Annotated in this window: 24 protein-coding genes; 6 read left to right on the top strand and 18 right to left on the bottom strand. The window is 62.2% G+C overall.

The window, feature by feature from the left end:
- Positions 1-22: 22 nt before the first annotated feature.
- The 4 genes from QF629_06935 to QF629_06920 all read right to left on the bottom strand — a co-directional run bounded on the left by QF629_06935 (position 23) and on the right by QF629_06920 (position 4,683).
- Positions 23-790 carry an NAD kinase gene (locus QF629_06935; protein ID MDP6013265.1) on the bottom strand — a complete coding sequence of 256 codons (768 nt, stop codon included), beginning with the start codon at positions 788-790 and terminating at the stop codon, positions 23-25.
- Positions 791-841: 51 nt separating this feature from the next.
- Positions 842-1,831, bottom strand: a complete 990-nt coding sequence (gene moaA / locus QF629_06930; protein ID MDP6013264.1) for a GTP 3',8-cyclase MoaA — start codon at positions 1,829-1,831, stop codon at positions 842-844.
- Between the two features lie 238 nt (positions 1,832-2,069).
- Positions 2,070-3,425, bottom strand: a complete 1,356-nt coding sequence (locus QF629_06925; GenBank protein ID MDP6013263.1) for a Gfo/Idh/MocA family oxidoreductase — start codon at positions 3,423-3,425, stop codon at positions 2,070-2,072.
- A gap of 184 nt (positions 3,426-3,609) precedes the next feature.
- Complete coding sequence (locus QF629_06920) at positions 3,610-4,683, bottom strand: tartrate dehydrogenase (GenBank protein MDP6013262.1); 1,074 nt, start codon at positions 4,681-4,683, stop codon at positions 3,610-3,612.
- A gap of 453 nt (positions 4,684-5,136) precedes the next feature.
- Between QF629_06920 and pdxA the strand changes: the two genes are divergently transcribed.
- Both pdxA and QF629_06910 read left to right on the top strand, forming a co-directional pair.
- A complete protein-coding gene (gene pdxA / locus QF629_06915) occupies positions 5,137-6,102 on the top strand; it encodes a 4-hydroxythreonine-4-phosphate dehydrogenase PdxA (protein MDP6013261.1) in 966 nt (321 codons plus the stop codon).
- The gene (locus QF629_06910; protein ID MDP6013260.1) at positions 6,099-7,247 is read left to right on the top strand and encodes a four-carbon acid sugar kinase family protein; all 1,149 of its coding nucleotides are present in this window, start codon (positions 6,099-6,101) and stop codon (positions 7,245-7,247) included. The genes pdxA and QF629_06910 overlap by 4 nt, the downstream gene beginning before the upstream one ends.
- 94 nt (positions 7,248-7,341) lie before the next feature.
- Here the strand turns inward: QF629_06910 and QF629_06905 are convergent, their stop codons facing one another.
- Positions 7,342-8,163 carry an aspartate dehydrogenase gene (locus tag QF629_06905; protein ID MDP6013259.1) on the bottom strand — a complete coding sequence of 274 codons (822 nt, stop codon included), beginning with the start codon at positions 8,161-8,163 and terminating at the stop codon, positions 7,342-7,344.
- A gap of 252 nt (positions 8,164-8,415) precedes the next feature.
- Positions 8,416-9,795, bottom strand: a complete 1,380-nt coding sequence (locus QF629_06900; protein ID MDP6013258.1) for a UbiD family decarboxylase — start codon at positions 9,793-9,795, stop codon at positions 8,416-8,418.
- Between the two features lie 91 nt (positions 9,796-9,886).
- Here QF629_06900 and QF629_06895 point away from each other — a divergent pair, with 91 nt between their 5' ends.
- Positions 9,887-10,543 carry a VOC family protein gene (locus QF629_06895; GenBank protein ID MDP6013257.1) on the top strand — a complete coding sequence of 219 codons (657 nt, stop codon included), beginning with the start codon at positions 9,887-9,889 and terminating at the stop codon, positions 10,541-10,543.
- 1 nt (position 10,544) lies between these two features.
- On the opposite strand, the gene QF629_06890 is transcribed toward QF629_06895, so the two are convergent.
- Positions 10,545-11,165 (bottom strand): DUF1045 domain-containing protein, encoded by a 621-nt coding sequence (locus QF629_06890; GenBank protein ID MDP6013256.1) that lies wholly within the window; start codon positions 11,163-11,165, stop codon positions 10,545-10,547.
- A gap of 71 nt (positions 11,166-11,236) precedes the next feature.
- Between QF629_06890 and QF629_06885 the strand changes: the two genes are divergently transcribed.
- Together QF629_06885 and QF629_06880 are read left to right on the top strand one after the other, a co-directional pair.
- Entirely contained in the window at positions 11,237-11,629 is a 393-nt protein-coding gene (locus tag QF629_06885; GenBank protein MDP6013255.1) for a RidA family protein, read from the top strand.
- Positions 11,626-12,357 (top strand): hypothetical protein, encoded by a 732-nt coding sequence (locus tag QF629_06880; GenBank protein ID MDP6013254.1) that lies wholly within the window; start codon positions 11,626-11,628, stop codon positions 12,355-12,357. Before QF629_06885 ends, QF629_06880 begins: the two co-directional genes overlap by 4 nt.
- Positions 12,358-12,430: 73 nt before the next feature.
- Here QF629_06880 and QF629_06875 read toward each other — a convergent pair whose 3' ends face one another.
- The 9 genes from QF629_06875 to QF629_06835 all read right to left on the bottom strand — a co-directional run bounded on the left by QF629_06875 (position 12,431) and on the right by QF629_06835 (position 22,067).
- A complete protein-coding gene (locus tag QF629_06875; protein ID MDP6013253.1) occupies positions 12,431-13,735 on the bottom strand; it encodes a TonB family protein in 1,305 nt (434 codons plus the stop codon).
- Positions 13,732-14,151: a biopolymer transporter ExbD gene (locus QF629_06870; protein MDP6013252.1), complete on the bottom strand. Its 420-nt coding sequence runs from the start codon at positions 14,149-14,151 to the stop codon at positions 13,732-13,734. The genes QF629_06875 and QF629_06870 overlap by 4 nt, the downstream gene beginning before the upstream one ends.
- Positions 14,152-14,153: 2 nt before the next feature.
- Positions 14,154-14,561, bottom strand: a complete 408-nt coding sequence (locus tag QF629_06865) for a biopolymer transporter ExbD (protein ID MDP6013251.1) — start codon at positions 14,559-14,561, stop codon at positions 14,154-14,156.
- Positions 14,562-14,563: 2 nt separating this feature from the next.
- Positions 14,564-15,208, bottom strand: a complete 645-nt coding sequence (locus QF629_06860) for a MotA/TolQ/ExbB proton channel family protein (GenBank protein ID MDP6013250.1) — start codon at positions 15,206-15,208, stop codon at positions 14,564-14,566.
- Positions 15,208-17,697, bottom strand: a complete 2,490-nt coding sequence (locus QF629_06855) for a TonB-dependent receptor (GenBank protein MDP6013249.1) — start codon at positions 17,695-17,697, stop codon at positions 15,208-15,210. Before QF629_06855 ends, QF629_06860 begins: the two co-directional genes overlap by 1 nt.
- A gap of 188 nt (positions 17,698-17,885) precedes the next feature.
- Positions 17,886-19,196: a sigma-54 dependent transcriptional regulator gene (locus QF629_06850; GenBank protein MDP6013248.1), complete on the bottom strand. Its 1,311-nt coding sequence runs from the start codon at positions 19,194-19,196 to the stop codon at positions 17,886-17,888.
- Positions 19,193-20,647 carry a histidine kinase dimerization/phospho-acceptor domain-containing protein gene (locus tag QF629_06845; GenBank protein MDP6013247.1) on the bottom strand — a complete coding sequence of 485 codons (1,455 nt, stop codon included), beginning with the start codon at positions 20,645-20,647 and terminating at the stop codon, positions 19,193-19,195. Before QF629_06845 ends, QF629_06850 begins: the two co-directional genes overlap by 4 nt.
- A gap of 336 nt (positions 20,648-20,983) precedes the next feature.
- Positions 20,984-21,442, bottom strand: coding sequence for a DUF3237 domain-containing protein (locus QF629_06840; GenBank protein MDP6013246.1), 459 nt, complete (start codon positions 21,440-21,442; stop codon positions 20,984-20,986).
- Positions 21,443-21,452: 10 nt separating this feature from the next.
- The gene (locus QF629_06835) at positions 21,453-22,067 is read right to left on the bottom strand and encodes a sulfotransferase (protein ID MDP6013245.1); all 615 of its coding nucleotides are present in this window, start codon (positions 22,065-22,067) and stop codon (positions 21,453-21,455) included.
- Between the two features lie 92 nt (positions 22,068-22,159).
- On the opposite strand from QF629_06835, the gene QF629_06830 reads away from it, so the two are divergent.
- The gene (locus tag QF629_06830) at positions 22,160-22,318 is read left to right on the top strand and encodes a hypothetical protein (protein MDP6013244.1); all 159 of its coding nucleotides are present in this window, start codon (positions 22,160-22,162) and stop codon (positions 22,316-22,318) included.
- Between the two features lie 116 nt (positions 22,319-22,434).
- Here QF629_06830 and QF629_06825 read toward each other — a convergent pair whose 3' ends face one another.
- Together QF629_06825 and QF629_06820 are read right to left on the bottom strand one after the other, a co-directional pair.
- Positions 22,435-22,707, bottom strand: coding sequence for a hypothetical protein (locus QF629_06825; protein ID MDP6013243.1), 273 nt, complete (start codon positions 22,705-22,707; stop codon positions 22,435-22,437).
- Complete coding sequence (locus QF629_06820; protein MDP6013242.1) at positions 22,707-24,008, bottom strand: sulfite oxidase; 1,302 nt, start codon at positions 24,006-24,008, stop codon at positions 22,707-22,709. The genes QF629_06825 and QF629_06820 overlap by 1 nt, the downstream gene beginning before the upstream one ends.
- Positions 24,009-24,193: the final 185 nt, after the last annotated feature.

Below are 24,193 nucleotides of genomic sequence, written 5' to 3'. Positions count from 1 at the left end.
GTCTCCTTGATTCTTGTGTCGTTTAGGGAACGAATTGCTCGCGTAGAATTCGTTCTTCTAAATTGTGCTCTCGATCGAACAGGAGCCGCATCTGTCTGTCTGGTTTCTGGCTAATCTCGACCCTAACGACGTTGCGGACCTCTGCAAAATCTGCTGTTGCGCTGACCGAACGGTGATCATTGCGCAGAACATCGATCACCACGGTGGCACTCTCGGGCAAGAGGGCGCCGCGCCAGCGCCGTGGGCGAAAAGCACAGATCGGCGTCAGTGCCAGCAGATGCGAGCCCAGCGGCAAGATCGGTCCGTGCGCCGACAGGTTATAAGCGGTACTGCCGGCAGGCGTGGCTACGATCACGCCATCGCAAACAAGCTCCTTGAGCCGTGTTCTACCATCGACAGATATGGCTAGGTGCGCGGCATAGCGCGTTTGTCGCAACAGCGAGACCTCGTTGATGGCCAAGGCATCGACGACATGGCCATCGGCGTCAGTGGCACGCATGAGGAGAGAATTGAGCAGAGATTGTTCTGCAGAGGCGATGCGCTCCGCCAGCCCCTCAGTCTCGTAGAGGTTCATGAGAAATCCGACGGTGCCGCAATTCATGCCGTAGATAGGTACTGCAAGGCCCATGAAGCGGTGCAGCGTCTCGATCATGAATCCATCGCCGCCGAGAGCAACGATAACATCCGCCTGGTCCGGCGTGACATTGCCGTAGGCAGCCGATAACTCGTCGAAAGCCGCCTGGGCCTCAGCGTTGTCGGTGGCGACGAATGCGATCTTGTGGGCGCTCAAGGGCGGGGCACCAATCCAACTGTCAGGTGATAACCACAGCGGCGCTCTGGCTCAACCGCCGGTGAGGCTCATATGGCGTGCTAGCGCCGGCTGCTCGGTACGCCTATCGATGATGAAATCGTGCCCCTTGGGCTTGCGATTAATAGCTTCGTGGATGGCATCGATGAGTGGGCCGTCGGTCTCGCCGGCGCGCAACGGCACCTTCAGATCGACTGCGTCTTCCTGGCCGAGACACATGAACAGGGCTCCCGTGCAGGTCAAGCGGACCCGGTTGCAGGACTCGCAGAAATTGTGAGTCATCGGTGTAATGAAGCCCAAGCGTCTTCCGGTCTCCTCGACCCGCACATAGCGAGCAGGGCCGCCCGAGACATACCCGGACTCGATCAGCGTCCAGTCTTGCTTCAGCCGCTTGCGGACCAGCGACAGCGGTAGGTACTGATCAGTGCGCTGGCCGTCAACCTCGCCGAGCGGCATAGTCTCAATGAGGGTCAAGTCATACCCCTCGTTACCACACCAGGCCACCATGTTGCCGATCTCGTGCTCGTTCACGCCTTTGAGCGCGACAGTATTGATTTTGACGGCGAGCCCGGCCGCTTTTGCGGCCGACAGGCCATCCATGACTTGTTCGATGCGGCCCCAGCGGGTGATAGTGGCATGCTTGGCTGCATCCAAGGTGTCCAGCGAGACGTTGATGCGGCGAATGCCGCAGTCATACAGCTCGTCGGCAAAGCGGGCGAGCTGGCTGCCGTTGGTCGTCAGCGTCAGTTCGTCGAGATCGCCGGAGGCCAGGTGGCGGCTGAGGCTGCGGATCAGGCTCATGACGTTCTTGCGCACCAGCGGCTCGCCGCCTGTCAGGCGTAGCTTACGCACACCGAGACCGACAAAAGCGCTGGCCACCCGATCGAGTTCTTCCAGGCTCAAGACCTCAGCCTTGGCCACGAAAGTCATATCCTCTGCCATGCAGTAGAGGCACCGGAAATCGCACCGGTCGGTGACCGAAATCCGCAAATATGTGACCTGGCGCCCGTAGCCATCGATCATGCCAGATATCTCCCTGCCCGCCGGCAATCGGCTATATATGAGCGTATATAACAAGATGAAACCTGTCACAAGTGAACAGACGCCAAAATGCGACGTGGAGGTCGCCGAGAATGTCAGACGAAGCGTTGGCGTGCTGTTTTGAGCCGATCTAGACGATCGGGCTATCGATCGTGGGCAACAGCTTTCTCAGCAGGGCGACCTGGTTTATATCGTCCATCGGAGCGCTCTCCGGCTTCGCTCATGCTGCGGCATTGCTGTGACCGAACGCGGTCTCCATTTCGCGGCGAATGCGTACTGCCTGGTCGCTCTCATCGATCGCCGCATCGGACCAGGTGAGAAGCTCGCCTTCGGCAATGCCACGGGTCAGCGTGACATTGCCTGCGAGGCCGAGCGGCAACCCACCCATGGCGAGCGATTCCGTGGCCGGCACCTGCTTGCCCCAGACCATGTAGCCACCCTCGCCATCAAGTACCTCACCGGCCATTAGCGGCCGTTTGGCGCAGGCCACGACGTCCGAGCGGAAGCCAGTGGGCGATCCCGTCGGCTCGCCCCGCAGCGCTACCGAGGCGACGGAGATGCCGAGCTCGAGGCCGATCATGTGGGTCGGTCTGTACAAGGCGGCGTATTGAAAACTTGAATCCGGTAGCATGCAATATTCCTCAAAGCAATGCCGCACGTAGTCGCTGTCGCCCTTGATTACCACATAGGTACCCATCATTAGGTGGTTTTCGACCGGCGTCATGTCACGCTTGAGGGACGACACCACTTCCGTTGTGCCGGCGTGGCTAGTTGTGCCGCCGGCGGCCTCGGGCTTGAGCACTTCGGCAAGGTCGTTGTGCGAGCAGGGCGGGAAGGAGAGCCCGTTGGGCTGTGGCGTCAGACCAGTTGCGTTGCACACCGCGGTCATCTCGATGCCTGACTTGGTGCCGTCTATAAAAGAGTTGAACATTTTCGGATTCATGCCGCCGCGTTCCGCCGTTTCTCGCCCGACGTGGAAGATGTCCCATACGGTATCCGGCGTCGAACGATGAAAATCTGGGTGATAGCGTGTGCCCTTGCCGGCACACACGACCGTAAAGCCGCAGGCCCTGGCCCAGTCCACATGCTCGGAAATCAGCGCCGGCTGATCGCCCCAGGCCAGGCTGTAGACGACGCCTGCCTGCTGGGCTTGGCGGGCCAGTAACGGCCCGGCAACCACATCGGCTTCTACATTGACCATGATCACGTGCTTGCCGTTATAGATCGCGGCTAGACAATGGCGAATGCCGATACGCGGATCGCCTGTGGCCTCGATCACAACGTCGAGAGCCGGGTGTGACAGCAGTGTCAGGGCATCGTCGCAGATATGGGTGGCGCCGGTTTTCGCCGCGCCGTCGAGATTCGGTGCCGCGATCTGCTCGTCGCTCCAGCCGGCGCTGCGGCAATTGGCTGCCGCCTTCGCCACGTCGATATCGGCGATGCCAAGCACGTGCAGGCCCTTAGTTAGGCGCGCCTGTGCCAGGAACATCGTGCCGAACTTACCGGCACCAATGATCCCGGCGCGCACCGGCGCGTCGGTCTCGGCCCGCGCGGCCAACAGTATGGATAGGTTCATTATCGTTTCCTCATTGTCACTACGTGGCAGAATAGGGTCGTATTCCGCGGGACGAAACCGTTACGCCCGACCGAATAGGCGCTGCACGCCCATGAAACAGACCATGTCACCTCATCATCATAGCGGTGCAAGGCGATCTAGTAGTCGCGGTCTGCAGAATTGTCGAACCCGATCAAGTCGGCCGCTAATTCCCCAATTCGAGCGCAGCGATCACCGCATCTGCGACTTGCTCCGTGGTGGCCGCGCCGCCCAGGTCGGGCGGTAACACGCTACCCTCCCGGGTAACGCGCTCGATGGCGCCATGCACGCGCGTCGCCGACCCCGTCTCACCCAAGTGGTCAAGCATCATGGCGCCGCTGGCCACCGCCGCTAGGGGGTTGGCGATGCCCTTGCCGACGATATCAGGAGCGGAGCCGTGCACCGGCTCGAACATCGATGGCCCGCGACGCTTGGGATCGAGATTGGCGCTCGCTGCCATACCCAGACTGCCACTCAGGGCGCCGGCAAGGTCGGAGAGAATGTCGCCGTGCAGGTTGGTCGCGACGACAACGTCGAAGGCGGCCGGATTGAGCACCATCAGTGCGGCGCATGCATCGACTAGGACGCTAGCGGTCTCGACATCGGGGTAGTCGGCAGAGACCTCGCGAAAGATCTCATCCCACATCACCATGCCATGCTTTTGAGCATTAGATTTTGTCACGCAAGTCAAATGTTTACGGGGCCGAACTCGTGTAATATCAAAGGCGAAGCGAAAGATACGCTCGACGCCCGTGCGGGTGAAAACCGTGCTCTCCATGGCGGTCTCGATGGGCGTGCCGCGATGGCTGCGCCCGCCTATGCCGGCATATTCCCCCTCGCTGTTCTCGCGCACGATCAGCCAATCGACATGCTGTCCGAGCTCGGGCCGCAAGGGCCCGTCGAGGCCGGGAAGCAGGCGCGCCGGACGCAGGTTGGCATATTGGTCTAAGCCTTGGCATATAGCGAGGCGAAGGCCCCATAGTGTCACGTCGTCGGGGATGGTGGGATCGCCCACAGCGCCGAAATAGATGGCATCGAAATCACGTAGCACCTCGACGCCATCGGCAGGCATCATCACGCCGTGTTCATGCCAGTAGTCCGAGCCCCAGGGTAAGTTCTCGCACTCAAGAGTGAAGCCATCGAGCGCTGCCACAGCCTGCAATACGCGCATGCCCGCACTGGCCACTTCCGGTCCGATTCCATCGCCGCCGACCACGGCGATCTTGTGCGTGCGAGTCACTACCATCTCCTTGTCTTTGATGGGCCTCGGAAACTGGCAAACAACATAAAGGTAAACTCGGTGCAAGCACTTCTCGTGCTAATTATCCAGCCTATGCGATTCCAGATTGGCATAGCAGCGTTGATCGCCGTGCTGCGCCTCTCGCTCAGGAGGAGAAAGGCGCTGTCGTACCCTTACCGGATGCGATCGAGTCCGAGTTTCACACCCCGCCGCAACCCGCAGCCGCATGGCAGTGATTTACGGCAGCTCCGTATCCCTATCAGCAGATGCCTGATCATCTGACACAGGGCGGCTCGGTCTGTCGCTGCGTCAGCGCGGCGATTACCTGCGGCGATGGCTTCCCTTTTCGTGAGTTTGGTGCCATTCGACACGCGCTTCGACCAGGTTGAATATCTCCGTGGTAGGTGACGTGAATTATTCGCGCTGGCCACTGGCTGTGCTAGGTTCTCGGCCATGAAACCACTTGGAATTACTCTGGGCGATCCCAGCGGAGTCGGACCCGAAGTGACGTGCAAGGCATTGGCGACTTTGCCGCCCGAGGTTCGTGACGGCATCGTCGTGATCGGTGATCCGGATATTCTCGCGCGAGCTAACGGGGTGACAGGAGCGGGGCTCGCGATAGGCAACGATGTCAAAGTGATCGCCGTCGATACGCCCAAGAAGGAGAGCATCCGCGATGGCGAGATCTCCGCCGGTGGTGGTCACGCCGCCCATGGCTACGTGGTCAAGGCGGTGGAGATGGCACGGGCGGGCGAGATCTCGGTAATCGTGACGGCGCCACTCAACAAGACGGCGCTGCACCGTGCCGGGCACGAGTATGACGGCCACACCGGACTGATCCAACATCTCTGCGGGGCACCGTCGTCATTTATGTTGCTCTATTCGGATGCGCTGTCCTGTATCCACGTCTCGACCCATCTGTCTCTGACCGAGGCGATCCGGCGTACGCGAAAGGCGCGAGTGCTGGAGACCATCCGGGCCGGGAACACCCATTTCCGCCGTCTCGGTGTCGAGACTCCGCGCATCGCCTGCGCTGGGCTTAACCCCCATTGCGGTGAGGGCGGTCTGTTCGGCGACGAGGACACGCGTGAGATTGTGCCAGCGATCGAGGCGGCCCAGGCCGAAGGCATCGCCGCCAGCGGGCCCTATCCGCCCGATACGGTGTTCTTCCGTACCCACCGTGGTGAGTTCGATCTGGTGGTGGCGAACTACCATGACCAGGGTCACATCCCGACCAAGCTGATTGCCTTTGAGACCACGGTGAATGTCTCTCTGGGACTGCCGATACAGCGCGTCTCGGTCGACCACGGCACTGCTTTCGACATCGCCTGGACGGGCAAGGCGGACCACACCAACATGTTGGCCGCCCTGGCTTATGCCCGGCGCATGGCCAAGACGCCGCCGCTGGAGACCGTTTGACGCAAGTTGGCATCGTCGCCGACGATCTGACCGGCGCATTCGATGCGGCGGCGCCGTTCGCAGCGCGGGGCATGACCACACTGGTGGCGACCGCGCCCGATGGGCTTGCCACCGATGGTGATGTGGTATCGCTGACGACGGCTTCGCGGCACCTGCCGGCTGCCGAAGCGCAAGCCGCGGTCAAGGCGGGCTATGCCGCCATGGCGCGCCTGGCGCCTGCGGTCTGGTTCAAGAAGATCGATTCCACTTTGCGTGGCCATGTCGCCGTCGAGCTTGTGGCCGGGTTGGCTGCTAGCGGTCGTACGGAACTCGTCGTAACACCCGCCGTCCCGTCGCAGGGGCGTACCGTGGTGGGCGGCGAGGTTCACGTCCACGGTGTGCCGTTGGGGAACACCGTGGACGTGCACGATGCGATCTCCGGCACTTCGGCGCGACCGCTGGCGGAGCAGCTTGCGGCCGCCGACCCATCTCTCGTCTGCGAGGTGGTGCGTGACGAGCCACCCCGGGCCGGCCGTCGCGCATGGATCGCTGATGCCAGCTGCGATGGCGATCTTGCGGCCATCGCCGACTGGGCCTTGCAGCGAGCGGAAACGGCCTTGCTGGCAGGGGCCGCCGGTCTTGGCAGTGCTCTCGCAGGTGCGCTCGTCCCGGAACCGTTGCCGCCGCGGCTGCCCGGCGCCGCTGCTCGTCCCATTCTCTCGGTGCTTGGCTCGCGCGCCGCTGCGGGGCGGAGACAGGCCGCGGCCTTGCTGGCGCGTGGCGACTGCGAAGACTGGCTTGCACCCTGCGGCCAGCTCGATGTCGACAAGGTGGTTGCCGGGACTGGCGATGCATTGCTGCGCGTTACCACTGCTGAGACTGATGCACAACCCGAAGCCGTTGCGGTAGCGCTTGGCGAGAGCGTTGCTGCCGTGCTCGAGCGCCGGCACTTCGGTACGCTGCTGGTCACTGGCGGGGACACCGCCGCGTCGGTGTTGGCAGCGCTCGGCATACATCGCGTTGTTGTGCTCGGTGAGGTCGCCCCGAACGTGCCATTGTCGCGACTACTCTATCGTGGCCGTCAGCTTTGTCTCGTTACCAAAGCCGGCGCGTTTGGCGAGGGTGACTTGTTCGCCAGCCTGCCAGGATTGCTGTGCGCGTCTTGAAGCACTTTTCGACCTTTGACGAGAACGGGGCTTGTAATTGGCCAGTCGGTTTGGGCGGCACTATGTCCGGTTCTAGGCGGAACCGTGACGCTGTTTAAGTCCCCACCGTCAGCGTGCCGGTCAAGCGGCGCAATGTTGCCAGTAAACTCAGCGCGGTGATGCGACCGGTGCGGGGGTTCTCGTCGCTCGGCACGTTTTCTATCGTCATAGAGAACCGGGCACTGTTAGCCTCGACCTCAATGTGGTGCGTGTTGCGGCTGAGGGCTGGGTCGGCCCAGATCTCCAACCGCGTGCGTTCGGGGCCGATTCCGGCAAGGCTCAGCGCCGCCGCGACATTGACGTTGGCAGGGAAGCCTAGCGCGCCTTCGCGGGCGTTGCCGTCGAAGATTTTCAAGGGCTGCGACAGGCCATCGAGGCGAATATCATGTTTGGCCAGATACGGGGCGCCGGCTAGCGATGCCGGTGGCTTGCGCGTGACCATGCGCACGGAGGCGATCTTGTCCTCGGCGGCGGCGCGAACGGCGTCGAGGCCGATCAGGGCTCCCGTCGGCGCGATGATGCGCCCGCCGTTGCGCTCTGCCAGGCCGATAAGGTCTTCGTGGGAGAGCAGGGCCCCAATGCTCGCGGGGATAAGAACACGCCCTGCCGCAAGAGCCGGCTCGGCAATACTGCGAAACGCGCTGGCCGGCGCACATTCAACAATGACGTCAGTGCAACTAGCAAAATCTGCGGCTCGAACCACTTCGGGCGGGTAAGCGAACCCCGAGATTCGCTCGTGAGCCCTGTCGAGATTGCGTGCTGCGACGGCCCCCAAGGTAAGTCCGGGAATGCCGCGGTCAAGACCCCGCGCCACGGCCATGCCTATCGCGCCGAGGCCGGCAACACCGACCCGCATAGGCAAAGAATCGTCTGTCACATCGACACCTCCCCGATCACGGCGTTCCCAAGATAGCATTCAGCATCTTTGGCACGAACCCGGTGGTGGTCAATGCGGTGCTCTGTCGTCCGCGGGAGATTTCGAGCGATTTATGCAAGCCTCTCGGCAAATATTTTTTAAAACGTACACTTATGTTGCTTTGACGTGGCTTATCTTGGCCTCGTATGCAGGTGACAGCCCGGCCGGCGACGCTTTGGCCAATCTCGGCGAGAGGTTCAGCTAGGCCGAGCGCTAGATTTCTTTCGTTGTCATCTCGATGCTATCGAGTGACAGGGTCTTTAGCTTGGCTCTGTGGTGCACTGCCTCGAAGGGGAAGCGGCGGGTGGCATCAAAGCCGACCTTGGCTCCGAGATAGTCAGGAAAGCTCGGATTGAGGCCGTGGCCGAAAGTCTTGTTAACGGTGACGATGCCGTGGGCGGGGTCGAGACGTGTCGCCATAGCCCACTCCACATCACCGGGATCGCGGATATCCACATCGTCATCGACCACCGTGACTATCTTCAGCGGCGGGAAAGCTGCAAAGGTGGCGAGGATTGCCTGCTTGCTCCAGCCCGCGCGTACCTGCGTCATCTGTACGACGGCGTGATAGAAACCGCAGCCGCCGTGGCTGAAATAGACGTCGCGCACACCAGGCACCTGGCGCTGCACCAGCGCCAGCACGTTGGCTTCACCGAGCAGGCCGACCGAGTTGAAAACCTCGACGCCTGAGATGATGGTTTGGAAGATCGGGTTGTCGCGATGGTACACCGCTTTGACATGCACCACCGGGCGCGGCTCGCGCGTGGCGTAATAGCCCGTGACCTCGGCGAAGGGACCTTCATCGGCCAGCTCGCCCGGAATTATCTCGCATTCGAGCGCGAACATAGCGTGAGCCACCATCTCTACGCGCGAGTGTGTACCGGTACTGGCGACCAGCTCGAGCGGGGCGCCGTGGAATTCGCTGGCAATGCCGAGCTCGTCGCTGTCGATCGGTGCGGCCTCGGCTGGCGTTGCGGCGGCGAAATGCAACCCCGGCCCGACCCCGATATTGATAGATAAGGGCAAGGTCTCGCCACGAGTCGCAGCGCGCTGGAGATAAGTCTCAAGGTGACGGCCGGCGTCGATGTTGATCACCAGGGTGTTGCGGTCGGCGACCATGAAGCGCTGGATGGAGGCATTGCGCACGCCGCTCTCGGGATCGCGCGCGATGACCACGCCGGCATCGAGATAAGGCCCGCCGTCTTCCAAAGCATGGGTTGGGATCGGTAGCTTGCCGAGGTTGACCCGCTTCTGGCGGTTGGCGATCACCGGGCCGTTGTCGCGCACGACCGGTGGGCGCGGGCGCTTCTGCCAGCGGGCGATGCGCTCACCGACATAGCTCGGTAGCTCGGCTTCGTCCTTTCCGGTGAGTGCTGCCAGCAACTCGCGTGACCAGTAAAGTCCTGTAAATACGGGATATTCACTATTAGCTACGGATTCGAATAGTACCGCGCGCGGGCCCCCTTCGTAGGCCGCGGCGATGGCCGCCAAGTCATGCACGGGATCAACTGTGCTGTGAACGCGCAGCAGCCGGCCCATCTTGTCGAGACGGGTGATGATGGTATCGAGATCGTGAATGGACGCACGCGCCATGGTCTGTCTCCCTTCCTCTCCAGCTATAGGCACAATCGCGTCGCCGCGCTATCCTTCGCGGCGTGGGGATGCGTTTACAGAGGAGTGCGGCATGATTTTTACCGGCCTCAACCATCTGGCGTTCATCACACCCGATATCGAGAAGACGATCCGCTTCTATCGCGATCTCCTGGAGATGCCATTGGTCGCTGGCATTAGCCATGACGGCTACCGCCACTACTTCTTTCAGGTTGGCGATGGCGCGGTCGCTTTTTTTGCTTACGATGGCGCCAAGGCGATGGCTTACGACAAATTTCACGGCGCTATGACCGAGGAGTCCATCGGCTACGACCATGTCTCTTTCACGGTTCCCTCGCGCCAGGACCTGTTCGCCCTTAAGGACCGGCTCGAGGCGGCGGGCATCGAGGTCAGAGGCGCGGTCGATCACGGCACCATCTGGTCAATCTACTTCTTCGACCCCAATAACATCCCGCTCGAGGCGAGCTGGAACTGCGTCTATGTCGGCAAGGTGCCGGTGATCGAGGACGATGACCCGCTCGACATCGTCGTCGAGGGCTCTGACCCGCAGCCCGGGCATTGGCCCGCTGTCACCACCCCGACGTCGCCAGAGGGCATGGTCGCCCATTCGGGTAACGGCAATCCCATGCGCGACAACATGGTGCGTAACGGCCTCGGCCGAAACAGCCGCGACCTCGACATCGCGTTGGCTCAGATGGCCAAAAGAGCGGCCCGCGACGCCGCCGAGTAAGCTAACCACCAAGCGGCAGGCGCACGACCTCTGAGAACGGCACGCCTGCTGTCGGTTGCCGACATAATGAGATCGTGTCGATGACTACGCGTTGCTGGGCCAGTGGTGCAAAATGCTGCTGCGCGTTTTCGAGCCAAGCCGCCATCGGCACACTCGCGAAAGGTCCGGCCAGGGTCATGTGAAAGTGGTAATCGCGCCCCGTCCAGGGGTAGCCCCAGCGTCGGGCATTCTGGCGTTGACGCGGCGTTAGTCCGACCCAGTGCCGCTGCGCTGGCACGCGAAAGAAATCGAGACCGACCACCAGGCTTTGCGCCAGCGCCGCTACGGCAGGGCAGGGCTGTTCCGGCGTCAAAGCCAGATAACGTCCCATGGCGACTGCCCTTAAGCTTGGCAAGACGACTGGATCGAGGCGCAGTGCCAACCGTCGAGCGCTCAGGAGAAGCCCCGCTGCGGTCATATCAAACGGCGCCTTCAAGGTGGCGTGGAAGCCATACTGCCGGGGCGAGGCCAGGTAGGGTGTGTGGCCATGGGCTGCGAACCAGATCCGCCCCAGCCTTGCCAGCAATTCATCCGGCTGCGGCACGAAGTAGACGGCCCAGCGCTCCTCGAATCGTCGTATCATAGCGCGCATGCTAACCGCTTTGCATTGCGCAATCCGCGGTTATGATGCGCCACGTGCAAAGGGGAGGTCTGATGCCCAAGATTGAGCGCTTCATGATTCCGGGTCAGCATGAGCCGGTGAGCCATTACTGCCACGCCACGCGGGCGGGCGATCGCATCTGGATATCCGGCACCGTGGGAATCGCCGAGGACGGCAGCATTCCGGCCGATACGGTCGGTCAGTTCGAGGTGGCGATGCAGAATCTCGATACTGTGCTGCGCGCGGCCGGTGGCGCGCCGCAGCAAATTACCAAGGTGGTGGTCTATCTCACTGACATAGCCGATCGCGCGCGTATTAACCCTATCCGGCAGCGCTATTTCGGCGACGTCCGCCCGGCCTCGACGCTGGTCGAGGTGAGCGCGCTTGTGCTGCCCGAGCTGACAGTCGAGATCGAGGCAGAAGCGGTCATAGAGGACACAGAATGAAATTCCTGATTGCTGCCGTAGTTGGGGCGATGCTCGTGGCATCGCCCGTGCTGGCACAAGTTTCCCCCGAGGTGCAAGCTGCCTTTGATGGGGGTCGTTTTCTCGAAGCGGCGGACTTCGGCGAAGCGGAAGCGACATCGGCATCCCTGGCGATGGCCGCTGAATCCCTCGCCCTACACGGCTATTACCTGGCGGCGGAGGACGACAAGAAAGCTCTTTTCAGCCGCGCCGTCGCACTTGCCGAGCGAGCCGTTGCGCAAGATGCGAACAACCCCGAGGCCCACTTGCAGCATTCCCATGCCATGGGCCGTTATGCCCAGACCATAAGCGTCGTAGATGCGCTCAGCGAGGGCTATGCCGAGCTAACTCGCGGCGCCATCGACAAGGCGCTGGCGCTCGACCCGAACATGGTGCCGGCGCTCTTAAGCCTCGGCGCATGGCACGCCGAGATCGTCTCTGCCGCCGGCAGTCTCATGGCGAGGATGTTCTACGACGCTGATGAGGAGCAGTCACTCACCGCTTTTGAGAAGGCCTATGCCCTGGCGCCCGAGAGGAATGGCGTCAATCTCGAATACGCCATCGGCCTGACCTTGCTCGACAACGACTACTGCCCTCAGGCCCGGGACTTGCTCACCGCCGCCACAACCCTGCCGGTCGAGAACGCCTACGAAAGCATCGTCGTGGACCAGGCCAAGATGCGCCTGGCGGAGCTGGAGTGCGACGACTGAGGGGCGCTAACGGCCACGCAAATGGTTGACCCTTAAGCGAAGTCACCAACCGGGTTTGCGTCGCCGGTTATGCCTAGCGAATCTTGTAAACGATGCGGACGTCGAATTGGCGTTGGTCGTTGCCGAGGTCGTTGCTGAAGGCAGGAAAGGGGGCGGCTTTTTGCACGGCTTTCAGTGCCGCCGTGATGAGACGCGAGGGCGCCTCGCTTTTGTCGAGGACGATGGCTGAGACCAGAGCGCCGTCGGCGTCTATCGTCAGTCGCATGGGCACGACGCCTTCCTGGCGCCGTTTCAGTGCGCGGGCCGGGTAGTTGCGTGTGGCCGTGGTGTTGATGGCGTGGAACAAGCTACCGCCATAGGCTGCGAGCGCTTCCGGCGACTGACTGGTAGGCCCCGGTGGCGCCGTGGGAGCAGGTATCGGCGCGGGCAGGCTTGCGACCTGTTGCGGTGGCGTCTCCTCGACCGGAGGTAGGGGGGTGCGCTCGGGTTGTGCCACGGGCGACGGCGGTGTCTCAACGCGGCGTACCGGCGGCTCTGGTTTGGGCCGCTGGCGCGGCAACTCGACAAGTTCGTCGCGCTGCGGCGGCGGCATTGTCTCGGGCGGCGGCGGTTCCGCCAGTTCTTCGGGCGGCACGATATCGGCCAGTTTCTGCAATGGTGGTGGCACCAGATCGGGCATGCGCAGCACTTCGGGCGCCGGCGCCAGGTCTGGTGGTGGTGGCTCGGCGAGATCGTCGGGCGAGACAATTTCTGTCAACAGGCGCAGCGGCGGTGGCGCCAGACCCGGCATGCGCACGATCTCGGGCGGCGGCGGGGTCAGGTCCGGCGGCGGTGGCACGCTGAGGTTTTCGGGCGGTGTGATCTCGGCCAGTTCCAACGGTGGCGGTGCCAGCTCGGGCATCGGCGCCTCGTCCGGGGGCGGGGGTACGAGGTCCGGCGGCGGTGGCTCGCTGAGGTCTTCGGGCGGTGTGATCTCGGTCAGCTCCAACGGCGGTGGTGCCAGCTCGGGCATCGGTGCCTCGTCCGGGGGAGGGGGCGCGAGGTCCGGCGGCGATGGCTCGTCAAGGTCTTCGGGCGGTGTGATCTTGGCTAACTCCGGCGGTGGCGACGGCGCCAGGGGCACGGGCGTCATAGCATCTGGCGGCAGTGGCTCTGTCGTCTCGCTGAGCTGGCTTGGCGCCGGGGCCATGGCCGGATCGGCAGGGCCTTCCGCCGTCACATCTGTATCGAGAGCGCTAAGCTCAAGATAGACCATCGGCGCCGGGGCCTCTTCGTCAGGCTCCGCCTGGTAGAACACCAGCCCGGTCATGGCCGCCATATGCACCACGCCGGAGAGCACGGCTGCGGCTATAAACTCGTATGAGCGAACGCCGCTCACGGTGCTGTCGTCTTAGAGTCTGGCTCGCGCGTGGCCAGCGCTATACGCGCGATGCCGACAGTCTTGGCCGCGTGTAGCAAGGTACCGAGCTCAGCATAGGTTGCCGTGGCATCGGCTTTAATCACCAAGCTGGCGTCGGCATGGGTCTCAGTAACCCCAGCCAGCCGACTGGTGACCTCATCCGCGCGGATCTCGCGATTGTTTATGGTAATCCGCCCTTGGCTGTCGACGACGAGCATGATGGGTTGGCTCTCGACGGCGCGCGCGGTCTCGGATTCTGGCAGCGTTACCTCTAGGTTGTCGGGCGTGACAAGTGTGCTGGACAGCATGAAGAAGATCAGCAGGAGAAAGACGATATTGATCAGTGGCACCATGTTGATGCCGCCGCGCAACCGTTCCCTGCCAGAAAATTTCATGCCTAGCTATCCGGCGGTGTCAGACGGATGTTGTGGAAGCCGGCGCCGGTGATGCGATCCATCACTGAGACCAACCGCTGCACCGCGACCCCGCCGCCGGCACGGAGCGTCACCTTGTGCTCCGCATCGCCGTCACTGCGCCCGAGCAGCTCGCCACCGAGCTGGTCGAGCGGCAGCACAAGGCCGTTGAGGGTGATGCGCCCGTTGTCCGCGACCCTGACCAGTAGTGGGCCGGTTTCCACGGCCGTCGCCTCGCCCGGTAACGGGCGCTGGCCCATCGCCAGATCGAACGCGGTCTGGCGGATAAACGAGCCAGCGAGCATGAAGAAGACTAGCAGTAGGAACACCACGTCGATCAGCGGCGCGATGCTGAGCTGGGACTTGGCGCGTTCGTGCTCGCCAAAATCCATGTTTAGCGCCTCGCCACCGTGCTTCCTAGAATGCGCGTTACGGCATCTTTCATGACCGCGCGCACGCTCTCCACGCGACCTTCAAGCACGTAGAAGGCGGCCAACGCCGGAATTGCAATGACGAGCCCGAAAGCGGTAGTCAGAAGCGCCTCCCAAATGCCGCCGGCGAGCATGGCGGGATCGACTTTGGAGCCGGCATCTTCAAGCTTGGCAAAGGCACCGATCATGCCAATGACGGTGCCCAGCAGGCCGAGTAGGGGACTTAAATTTGCGATCACCTCGAGGCCACGCAGGTGGCTTTCGAGATCGCGGATCTGGGCACTGCCGACGCGACTGATCTCGGCGTCTCGATCCTCGGCCGTGAGCCCGAAATCAGTGCTGGTGGTGATCGCGCTTTCCATCGCTCGTGCCACTGGGTGCCTGCGTTTAGCGAGCAGCGCCAGGGCTGCTTGCGGCTCGCTGCGCCCAAGCGCCGTCATGGCCGGATCGACAAACTTCAGGTTGCCGAGGCCGAGACGCGCGAATTGTAGCAGCTTGGCAACGATGATCAGGACCGCCAGGCCTGAGACGGCAAGTAGCACCATCATCACTGGCCCGCCTTTGGCAAGCAAGTCGAGGGTGCTGGCGAGGACCCCTATCTCTGTCATTAGTTCAACCTTATGCGCACGCCAACATAGGCAGCGAATGGCTGTCCAGGCGAGAGATATCGGGGATTGGTAATGCCGTTTGGTAGCTCGTAGATCGGCGTGTCGTTGCCAATCTCGCCGAGCACGCCGAAGGTCTCGTAGTTGGAGTCGAAGAGATTCTCGATGCGCCCGAAGACCTCCACATAATCGCTAAGCACGTAGGTAGTGTGGGTATTGAACACTGTATAGCCGTTGGTGCGCGGCAGCAGATTGCCCTCGTCACCGCGCAGATAGACGCCCGAGCGTGTGACCATGGTGCCACCCAGAACCCAGTCCTCGGTGAGCGCGTAATCGACGCCGAGGTTGAGCGTGTGGTCTGGCACACCGGGGATGTTATCACCCTTGGAGACCGGAATGCTCTGGCCGCCACCGAGCGATGCTGCCAGGGGATGGTTGGTCGAGGCCACGGTAAACTCGGATTCGAAGGTCGCCTCAATGAAGCCGTAATTGGCGTAGAAGCCGAGGCGGTCCCAGCGCCCGTTGGCACCTGCCTCGATGCCGCGGCGGCGGGTGTTACCGACATTCTTGAAAAAGCCGGCGCCAAGCCCAGTGCCGCCTGAGACGAAGAGAATGTCGTCGAAGTTGGTCGTAGTGTAGACGCTGAAGTTCCAGTTCACGTCAAGATCGTTGGGCAGTCCGGGAATGGCGCCACGCGCGCCGGCCTCGAAGGTGCGCGAAACCACCTGGTCGAGAGGCGGATCGGACAGAAAAGCATTTGGGAAGCGGCAAGGCGCGTTCGGATCGGCGCAGCCGAGCTCGGCTGGTGTCGGGGCGCGCGTGTTCTCGCCGGCGCTGCCATAGACCGTGGAGTTTAGCGGCTCGACCGCATAGGTGAAGCCCACCGCCGGGTTGAAGCGGCTGAAGATGCTAGAGCTTTGTAAGCTGCCGGCACGTACCGCATCGTATACGAATTCGTCGCTGGTATCGCTTGAGGTGCGATTGAAGCGCCCAGCGAGCATGACACTGAGCGCATCTGTGACATCAAGCGTGTCGGTAGCGTAGATGCCGAGGCTCGCTGTGGTGTTCTTGATTTGCGTCGGCGTGGCTTCTCCGGCGACCAGAGAGCCGCCGGCGGCGGCTGACGTATAGCCTTGCACATTGAGGATAGGCGAGCCGGTATTAACGATCGCCCGCGCAAGATTGATCGAGCCCACATGCTGCTCGTTGTGGAAGCGGGTCTGCGAGAAGTCGAGTGCGGTACCGAAGATAAACGTGTTGTCGAGGCCGAAAAGGGCGTCCTCAATGACCTCCTGAATGGCGCCGCCATAGGTCATGGTCTGGGTGGACGTGGTGTTCTCGGCGCCTGGAGTGGCGGCGGAGGCCGCGATCGCGTTGCCGTTCTGGTCGATGAGTAGGGTCGGGTCATCTTCTTCGACGCAGAGATAGTTTTCTGGGTTGAGGGTCACCGCGCCGCCGTTGCCGACGGTGCCAGCCAGATTGCCGTCAGCCGCGAATGTGGCGAGTAAAACGCCGCGATCGCATTGTTCGCCGGCAATCTCGTCGCCGTTCAGGGTCGAGCGCGTGATGCGGCGGAAATAGGCATTGGCCTGAACCGAAGCGATGTCGCTGACGTCGTAACTGCCATTGCCTTGGAAGAAGAATATTTCGTTTTCCGTCGTGTCTGGTGTGGTGAACACGGCGCGCCGGTTGGCGGCGAGGAGTTCCGCTGGGGACGGGCCGTTGCCGATCAGGTCTGTGTCGGCATAAGTAAAATTAAAATTGATCTGGAATTCGTCGCCCGCCATCGCAACGTCACCGTAAAGCCGGGACAACTCAGATTCGGATTCGTTGCGCCAGCCGCCGTCGTTCTGGCGATCGGCGGCGACGTAAGCCGCAAAATTCTCGTTGGCCCAGCCCGCCTGCATTTCCGTGCCCCAGCGCTCCCAGTAGCCACCGTGAGCTTCTGCCTCCATGCCCTGGAAGCTGAAGCCGTCATGCATGTCGATGGCGATCGCACCGCCCAGTGCATTGAGGCCGAAGGCGGGATTGTTGTTGACCAGATTCATGCTACGGATGGCGGGCTCGGGGATCAGGTCCCACTGCACTGTGTCTCCGAAAGCCTCGTTAATGCGGACACCGTTCTGAAACACTGCGATGCCCTGGGATTCACCGAGCAGGGGTGAGGCTGCGAAGCCGCGATAGCGGATATCTTTCTGATAGGTACTGTTCTGGACATCGACAACGGTGACGCTGTTGAGTTGGCTGTGCAGTTGATCGATCAACTGATTGCTGGGATAGCGCTCGATGGCGTCCTCGGACAGCGTCTGTGGGTTGCCGGGCACCTTGTTGATCGGGGTGCCGGTACCCAACAGCGGCGTGGTCCCGATGACCTCGATGTCGGGCAGCACGGAAACGGGTGCGTCCTGGCTCCAGGCAGCAGTGGTGGTGACAAGAATAACAGTGGCGACCGCCGCGAGTGGCCGGCCAGCCCGGTGGGCCAGAAAAGGCATAGAATATCCCTCCCGAGGATAGATCGTCTTCTTTGAGGGAAGGGTGTAAAGGCGTCCGGCATAGGCGTCAAACAGTAACGTTAGAAATTTTACACAAGCTATTGTTTTAAAAGATATTTATTGGTTTAAATGAACCAATTTAAACTCGAATATGGTTAATATCAACCAATTCCGTCCCGTTTCGGATATCATAAACCATGCTTGCGCTTACGGTAGCGCATGGTCATGCGGGTGATGCCGAGCGTCCGTGCCGCGGCGGAGACGTTGCCGCCGGCTTCCGCAAGCGCCTGTTCGAGGGCGCTGCGTTCGGTATCGGCCAGCGAACTGACGGACTCAGGCCGTGCCTTTGCCACAGCTTGAGTGAGTGGCAGGGCGGAGGGCTCTAAGGCACCGCTGCGGTCGAGCAGCACAGCGCGCTCGATGACATGGGCAAGCTCGCGCACATTGCCGGGCCAGTCGTAGCGTCCTAAGGCCGCTGCCGCGGCTTTCGACAGTCGCGGCGTCTCGCGGCCGTAGCGCTGTGCGGTCTCACCAACGAAATGCCTGGCTAGAAGCACCGCGTCGCCGGGGCAATCCCGCAAGGCCGGTAGTTGGATATGCAGCACATCGAGGCGATAATAGAGGTCGGCGCGGAAGCGCCCGCCGCTGGCCTCGGCAGCGATGTCGCGGTTGCTGGCGGCGATGATGCGCGCCCGCAAGGGCATCTCGCGCCGGCCATCCGCGTGGCGCAGGGCACGGTTCTCTAACACCGTCAGCAGCTTGGCCTGAAGGTCTGGCGACAGCTCGCAGACCTCGTCGAGAAAGAGACTGCCATCCTCGGCCGCTTCCAGCAGGCCCGGCGTTCCGTTGTCACCGAATAGCTCACGGTCGGCATCGAGGTGTTGCAGGCCGATGCAGTCGATACGCACGAAGGGGCGGCCCGCACGGGGCCCCAGCTCATGCACCAGCCGCGCCGCAACGGACTTGCCTGTGCCCGTCTCGCCGAGCAGCATCAGGTTAGGGGCGTCGCCGTCTGTGTGGACCGCGGCGATGGTTTCGATCTCCTGACGTGCTACGCACATTGCCGGGCTGTCGCCGAGCAGCGCCGTGGCGCTGCCTGCATGGGCTTCGCGCTCAACTGAGTAGCCGAGGCGGCGGCGAAGGTTGTGCGATTCCAGCACCCGCTCGACAACCAGCGCCAACTCGTCGAGGTCGAGGGGCTTGCGCAAATAGTCGACGGCGCCGCGCTTCATGGCCTCGACGGCGTTATCAAGATCACCGAAGGCTGTTACCGCGACCACCGAGACGCCGGCGATCTCGCTCAGCAAATCGAGGCCGGTGCCGTCTGGCAGGCGCATGTCGAGCAAAACGAGATCTGTCTCGGCCTTGGCAAGATGCGCGCGCGCCTCTCCGAGCGTGCCGGCTACACTCGCTCCGTGGCCGTCGCGTGCGAGCCGCATCGCCACCGCCTCGGCAAACGGGGTCTCGTCATCGACGACGAGGATCGTGGCGCCGCTCATGCCGCCACCGCCGGCAGAGAGATGGTGGCGCGCGTGCCACCGCCATCCACGTCGTCGAACTGCAAAGTTCCGTCATGCAACTCGCAGATCTTGTAGGCGAACGGGATGCCGAGGCCGCTGCCCCAGGCCTTGGTGGTGGGGCCAGGAATGACGCCGTCGGCGCTGGGGGAGAAGGGCAACCCGCTGCCTTGATCGCTAATCGAGAGCCAGCTCATGGTCTCGTCACTTCCAGCCGTCAACTTCAGCCGTCCGCCTTGAGGTGAGGCTTCCGCCGCATTGACCAGCAAGCCGTAGATTGCTTGTTCCATCAGATTGGCGTCGAGTGAGACCTTGCCACCGTCGTCCCAGGCCTGGCGAGTCACCGTGACCTCTTTTTCGGTGAGCTTGGCCGCAAGCAGAGAGATTGCTGTGTCGGCGCAAGTGGCCAACCTTCCGGCCTTGCGGTGGGCGCCGCCGGGGTCGAGATAGGAGAGCAGCGAGGTCAGCCAGGCATTCAGCCGGTCGACGGCGCTGAGGATATCCTTTGTCGCCTTGCTCTTAGCCGCCTCGTCGGACGCGTCGGGCAGCACCTGGGCCGTGGCCCGGATGCTGGCAAGCGGATTGCGGATGTTGTGCGCGACCACCGGCACCAGCGCGCCTAACGCCGCTTGCTTCTCGCTGCGCACTAACGCCATGCGGCTTTGCGCCACTTCGTCTGTCATGGCATTGATAGCGCGTTGCAGCGTTACCATCTCGGCTGCGCCGCGCTCTTCAACCGGGCTATCCAGGCGCCCGGCGCCAAAGGCTGCTAGCGCTTGCAGCAACTCGGACAACGGCGCGATGAAGGCTCGTTGCATGATGCCGCGCGCATAAAGGAGAAGGCCGGCGGCGGCAATCAGCACCAGGAGCAGTACCCCGAAACCGATGGTAGATAGACGTGAGACCCGCTGTTGCAGGTCGCCGCGGGCCTGCAAAAACTCTCTTGCTGCCCGGTCTAATGCAGCCTCTACCGCCGCAAGGCTGCCAACCTCGAGTTCGGTATCAAGAAGAGCAAGCTTCTCCGCATCGTCGAACCCACCGCTCTCGCGCGCCATGATCGCATCGGCATCGATGCGCGCGGCTTCCTGGGCGGTTATCAGCCCTGTAATGACGGCTTTCTCTTCGGGCTTGTTGGCCAGGCGATCGAGTTCTGCCAGCTTGGCCGCCAGCGCCTCGCCGTAAACACGGTATTCCTCAGCGGCATCCGGATCGTTGAGAAAATGATAGTCGAAAAGCTCCTTGGTCTGACGATAGAGGTCGCCGCGTGCTTCTTCCGCCAGCCGCAACAGGCTGTCGATGCGCAGGGCTTCCGCCGACCAGCGCTCGCTTAGCACCAGCCCGACCGTGCCGGCGATGCCGGTGATGCCGACAAGCAGCACCAGCGCCAGGCCGTGGATCAGCTGTAGGCTATGTAGGGAGCGGAGGGCAGCCACTGTTTTTCATCCGTAAATGTGCAATGGCCTACAAACTGGTTCATATCAGCCAAATCTGTCAAGCTGCGTGCTGACTGAATATTTCTCGTCTCGCAACAAATTGCCTGCGAGGGGCTGGATAATTTTCGTCAAACATCGGTTAACTTATTCGAATTTTGCATTATAATGATATATTATTACATTGATTTAACTGCATTTATTATTGTTAATACTTGACCAGTTTTGATGTACTGCTATGCTCACCGCTTCCGGTTATCGCGCCATGGTGCCGATCCGCGCCACTGCTCTCGAAGACAGTCGGCTGGCTGAGCTGAGCCAGCTCTTGCCCAAGAGTGCCTAAAGCACCTCGTAGACCGCGTAGCGGGGGCCTTCCGGCGTGCGGTCGCCGATTCCGACAGTGCAGATAGTGTTGAGCCAGGCATAGCGCTCGGCGGCGGTCTCGAAATAAGGTGTGGTGCGAAAATAGTACTCCGACGGGTCGACAGGCTCACCGGCATTGAGCCGCGCGGTGACCTCTTCCGGGCCGTGGCGGATGCCGTGGTAGGTCATGAAAATTAAGGCCTTGTCGTCGGTCTCCAGGGTCAGGCGCACGTCGAGCTGCATAGTGCCGTCGGCGCGGCCAAGCAGCCAGTCGCCGCCACCCGGCAGTATGCGCCCTTTGAGCCGGTCGCCTGTAAAGTTGCCGCCGGTAAGGTAGACGATACGGCGCTCGCCGAACGGGGTGGCACCGAGCGACTGCGGCGCTTGGATGCCAATCTCTATGTCGAAAAGGTGACGCGACGCGATCCCGCTCATGGCTCAATCCTCAGGCTGTGTTAGTTATGTTGGCTGTCATTTGCTGGAATTCGGCGGTCGAGTTAGTTCTCGGAAAGTCCTGATCCGGCACCGGCACGCCGAGAAACTCGCACAAAGGCTCCCAGCCATCGCCGATATGGTAGGTGAGCAGGTGGTCTGGACCGAAGGCCGCCTGCACCTCGGCCGTATTGCGCTCATAGGCGGCGATGATCGTGTCGCGGTTCTCGATGTCGCCGCCGAAGACTTGCTTGCCTATCAGCGACACGCCGAGCGACTCGGGGTCCGTGCTGCGCTTGATTAGTTGCAGGATGGTGTTCTCCATGCTGCGGTACCAGCTCTCGGAATCGCGCACGGTGAGCAGGATCTTGGCCTTTGGCCAATGGGCGCTGATCTGGCGCCAATAGAAGGCGCTCGGCCAATCGACGCTAGCCTTGAAGCCGGTAAAGGCAGCATCCCAGTCCGGCGTGTCGCCTGCCGCGATGGCGCGCCAAATGCGCGTTTGCGACTCGCTCGGCCGCACCTCCTTCATGTGGTGGCAGGGGCCGAAGCCAAGCAGTTCCAGGGCGGTCTTCATCGAGTTGGTGCCGGTGCGGCCGAAGCCGGCACTGATGACGGCCAGGGCCATGAGCGATCCTCCGCTTTCGCTTGCGCCGGCAGTCTGATCGAGCCTTGCCTGGGCCGCCAGCTTTTTCATAATCGCGGGTCAGCTCTTGAGGGATGCCATATTACCGCGCCGGCGTGCACGATTTGGAAACCGAGGTCGCTGGGCACTACGAGCGTTTTGAACAGGAGCGGCGCGAGAAGATTGAGGGTCAGGCGCAAAAGAAACGGAACGAACGCGATGCGCCGACCTTCGTGGCATGCGTCTCGGCATGACGCTTGCTGAGCTACATGCCTTTGCTCGAGGGCGAGGTTGGTCCGAAGGTGGGTACGCGCTTTAAGGGCGGTTGTCACAAGGCCACCGAAGCCGACAAACCAGACCAAACAAAATTCTAGCGCGGCACCTCCGGGCCGTAGTGCTTGGCCAAATAGTCGAGCACCACGGACAGCTGGTCTCTGTCCAGCGCTGGCATGCCCTGTTCCTCGACCATCCAGACCAGCACTTCGTCCCAGACCCGGCGCGAGAGGCGCTGCTGCGCCACAATGGCGATTGAATGGCAGGCGATGCACAGGGTTTCGACCGTCTCCTCACCTGGCACCGGTTCGTTGGCGCGGGCGGGCAGGGCGGCAAGTCCCAGCAGCAGGGCCAGCTCAATGCCCTGCATCAGGCGACGGTGATAGCGATGCGGTGGCAACTGTTGTTGAGGTAGCCGCGCGGGTTCCAGCCGGGAACGACCATCGGCTGCATCAGTCCGGCGTCGTCTGTCGCCCGCGCCCAGATCTCGTAATAGCCGGTCTGCGGGAAGCTGACTTCGGTGTTCCAGGTCTGCCACGAGCCCGCGTTCGGCGGCGCGGAGAGCTCGGCGTGCTGCCAAGAGGCGCCGAAATCGATGCTTACATTGACAGCGCTTACGTCACGGTCGCCGGCCCAGGCGTGGCCGCGCACGGCGAGTGGCGTGCCCAGCGCGGTCTCCAGCCCCGTCTGCGGCCGCGTGATCAGCGATTTCACGGGCATGGATTCGATGATGCGCATGTCCTCGTTGGCGACATCCGTACCAGGCGCCACGGGATTCGCCGGCACACGGTATGACTTGCCGGTCATTTTCGGCCCATCATGCACCTGGTCGCGCACTATTAGCCGTTTGAGCCATTTCTGCGAAACCGAGCCCGGCCAGCCCGGCGCGACGATCCGCAGCGGCCCGCCGTGTAGCAGGGGTAGGGGCTCACCATTCATGGCGAACGCCAGCAGCGTATTGGGTTGCATGGCCTTACTGACCGGCATGCCGCGCGAGATTGGCAACTTTTCGGAATCGCCAGAAAGATGGGTATCGGCCGAATAATGCGCGGTATAGACCGACTCGGCCTTGACGCCGGCAGCTTTCAAAACGTCGGCAAGACGCACACCAGTATACATCGCATTGCCGATCGCGCCGGTGGTCCATTGGTTGCCACGCGCCGGCGGATTGAAGCCGCCGCGGCCATTGCCGCCGCATTCGAGTTGCAGCGCCTTCTGCACTACCTCGAACTGGCGCGAGAGATTGTTGAGGCCGAAGGTCATGGGATTGCTGACCGCGCCTTCGATCGTGAAATGCCAGCTGCGGCCACGCTCGACTTCGGGCATGATGCCGTTGTTGCGCACGAAATGGCGGTGATTGGGCGTGATATCGTCGTCAAGCAGATGGGCCGGCGTTTCGGCGTTAATCGGCCGGTCGTTGAGCACGGTTAGGCCGTCTGTCGCGAGCAAGGTCACCCAGCTGCTCTCGTCGGCCAGCGCCGCCGGGATCAGGCCGCTCGGCATGAAGCGCGCATAGGGAATACCGGCGCCCAGAGCTGCCGCCAGAGCACCGAGGCCGACACCTTTGAGGAAGCCGCGGCGGTCGCTTTTTGAGCGCCGCGAGAAGATCACGCCATCGGCCCGTTCCGGATCTTCGTAAAGCTCGAATAGTCCGCGTTCTCTGCGTGCCATGCTCACCTCCATCCCTTTGACTGTTACGCCCAATGGCCACAAAAGCCAAGGTTGACGCTCCTCCGGTTCGGCGCCAGGATCGCCCCATGAGCTATCGCACCGAAGCGTGAGGCCACCGATCGCTTTAACTCCGCCATCCGCGAGGCCATGAAGACCACCGTCTGGGTCTCTAGCTGCTAGGGCTG

Source organism: Alphaproteobacteria bacterium (genome assembly GCA_030739735.1).
GTDB lineage: Bacteria > Pseudomonadota > Alphaproteobacteria > UBA7887 > UBA7887 > UBA7887.
This window is presented reverse-complemented; position numbering and strand designations above follow the sequence as displayed.

Coding starts and splice junctions, on each gene's coding strand:
- moaA (MDP6013264.1), bottom strand. CDS start 1,831: ATGATCGATGGCTACGGGCGCCAGGTCACATATTTGCGGATTTCGGTC.
- QF629_06925 (MDP6013263.1), bottom strand. CDS start 3,425: ATGAACCTATCCATACTGTTGGCCGCGCGGGCCGAGACCGACGCGCCG.
- pdxA (MDP6013261.1), top strand. CDS start 5,137: ATGAAACCACTTGGAATTACTCTGGGCGATCCCAGCGGAGTCGGACCC.
- QF629_06900 (MDP6013258.1), bottom strand. CDS start 9,795: ATGGCGCGTGCGTCCATTCACGATCTCGATACCATCATCACCCGTCTC.
- QF629_06895 (MDP6013257.1), top strand. CDS start 9,887: ATGATTTTTACCGGCCTCAACCATCTGGCGTTCATCACACCCGATATC.
- QF629_06890 (MDP6013256.1), bottom strand. CDS start 11,165: ATGATACGACGATTCGAGGAGCGCTGGGCCGTCTACTTCGTGCCGCAG.
- QF629_06885 (MDP6013255.1), top strand. CDS start 11,237: ATGCCCAAGATTGAGCGCTTCATGATTCCGGGTCAGCATGAGCCGGTG.
- QF629_06880 (MDP6013254.1), top strand. CDS start 11,626: ATGAAATTCCTGATTGCTGCCGTAGTTGGGGCGATGCTCGTGGCATCG.
- QF629_06870 (MDP6013252.1), bottom strand. CDS start 14,151: ATGAAATTTTCTGGCAGGGAACGGTTGCGCGGCGGCATCAACATGGTG.
- QF629_06865 (MDP6013251.1), bottom strand. CDS start 14,561: ATGGATTTTGGCGAGCACGAACGCGCCAAGTCCCAGCTCAGCATCGCG.
- QF629_06860 (MDP6013250.1), bottom strand. CDS start 15,208: ATGACAGAGATAGGGGTCCTCGCCAGCACCCTCGACTTGCTTGCCAAA.
- QF629_06855 (MDP6013249.1), bottom strand. CDS start 17,697: ATGCCTTTTCTGGCCCACCGGGCTGGCCGGCCACTCGCGGCGGTCGCC.
- QF629_06850 (MDP6013248.1), bottom strand. CDS start 19,196: ATGAGCGGCGCCACGATCCTCGTCGTCGATGACGAGACCCCGTTTGCC.
- QF629_06840 (MDP6013246.1), bottom strand. CDS start 21,442: ATGAGCGGGATCGCGTCGCGTCACCTTTTCGACATAGAGATTGGCATC.
- QF629_06835 (MDP6013245.1), bottom strand. CDS start 22,067: ATGGCCCTGGCCGTCATCAGTGCCGGCTTCGGCCGCACCGGCACCAAC.
- QF629_06830 (MDP6013244.1), top strand. CDS start 22,160: ATGCCATATTACCGCGCCGGCGTGCACGATTTGGAAACCGAGGTCGCT.
- QF629_06825 (MDP6013243.1), bottom strand. CDS start 22,707: ATGCAGGGCATTGAGCTGGCCCTGCTGCTGGGACTTGCCGCCCTGCCC.
- QF629_06820 (MDP6013242.1), bottom strand. CDS start 24,008: ATGGCACGCAGAGAACGCGGACTATTCGAGCTTTACGAAGATCCGGAA.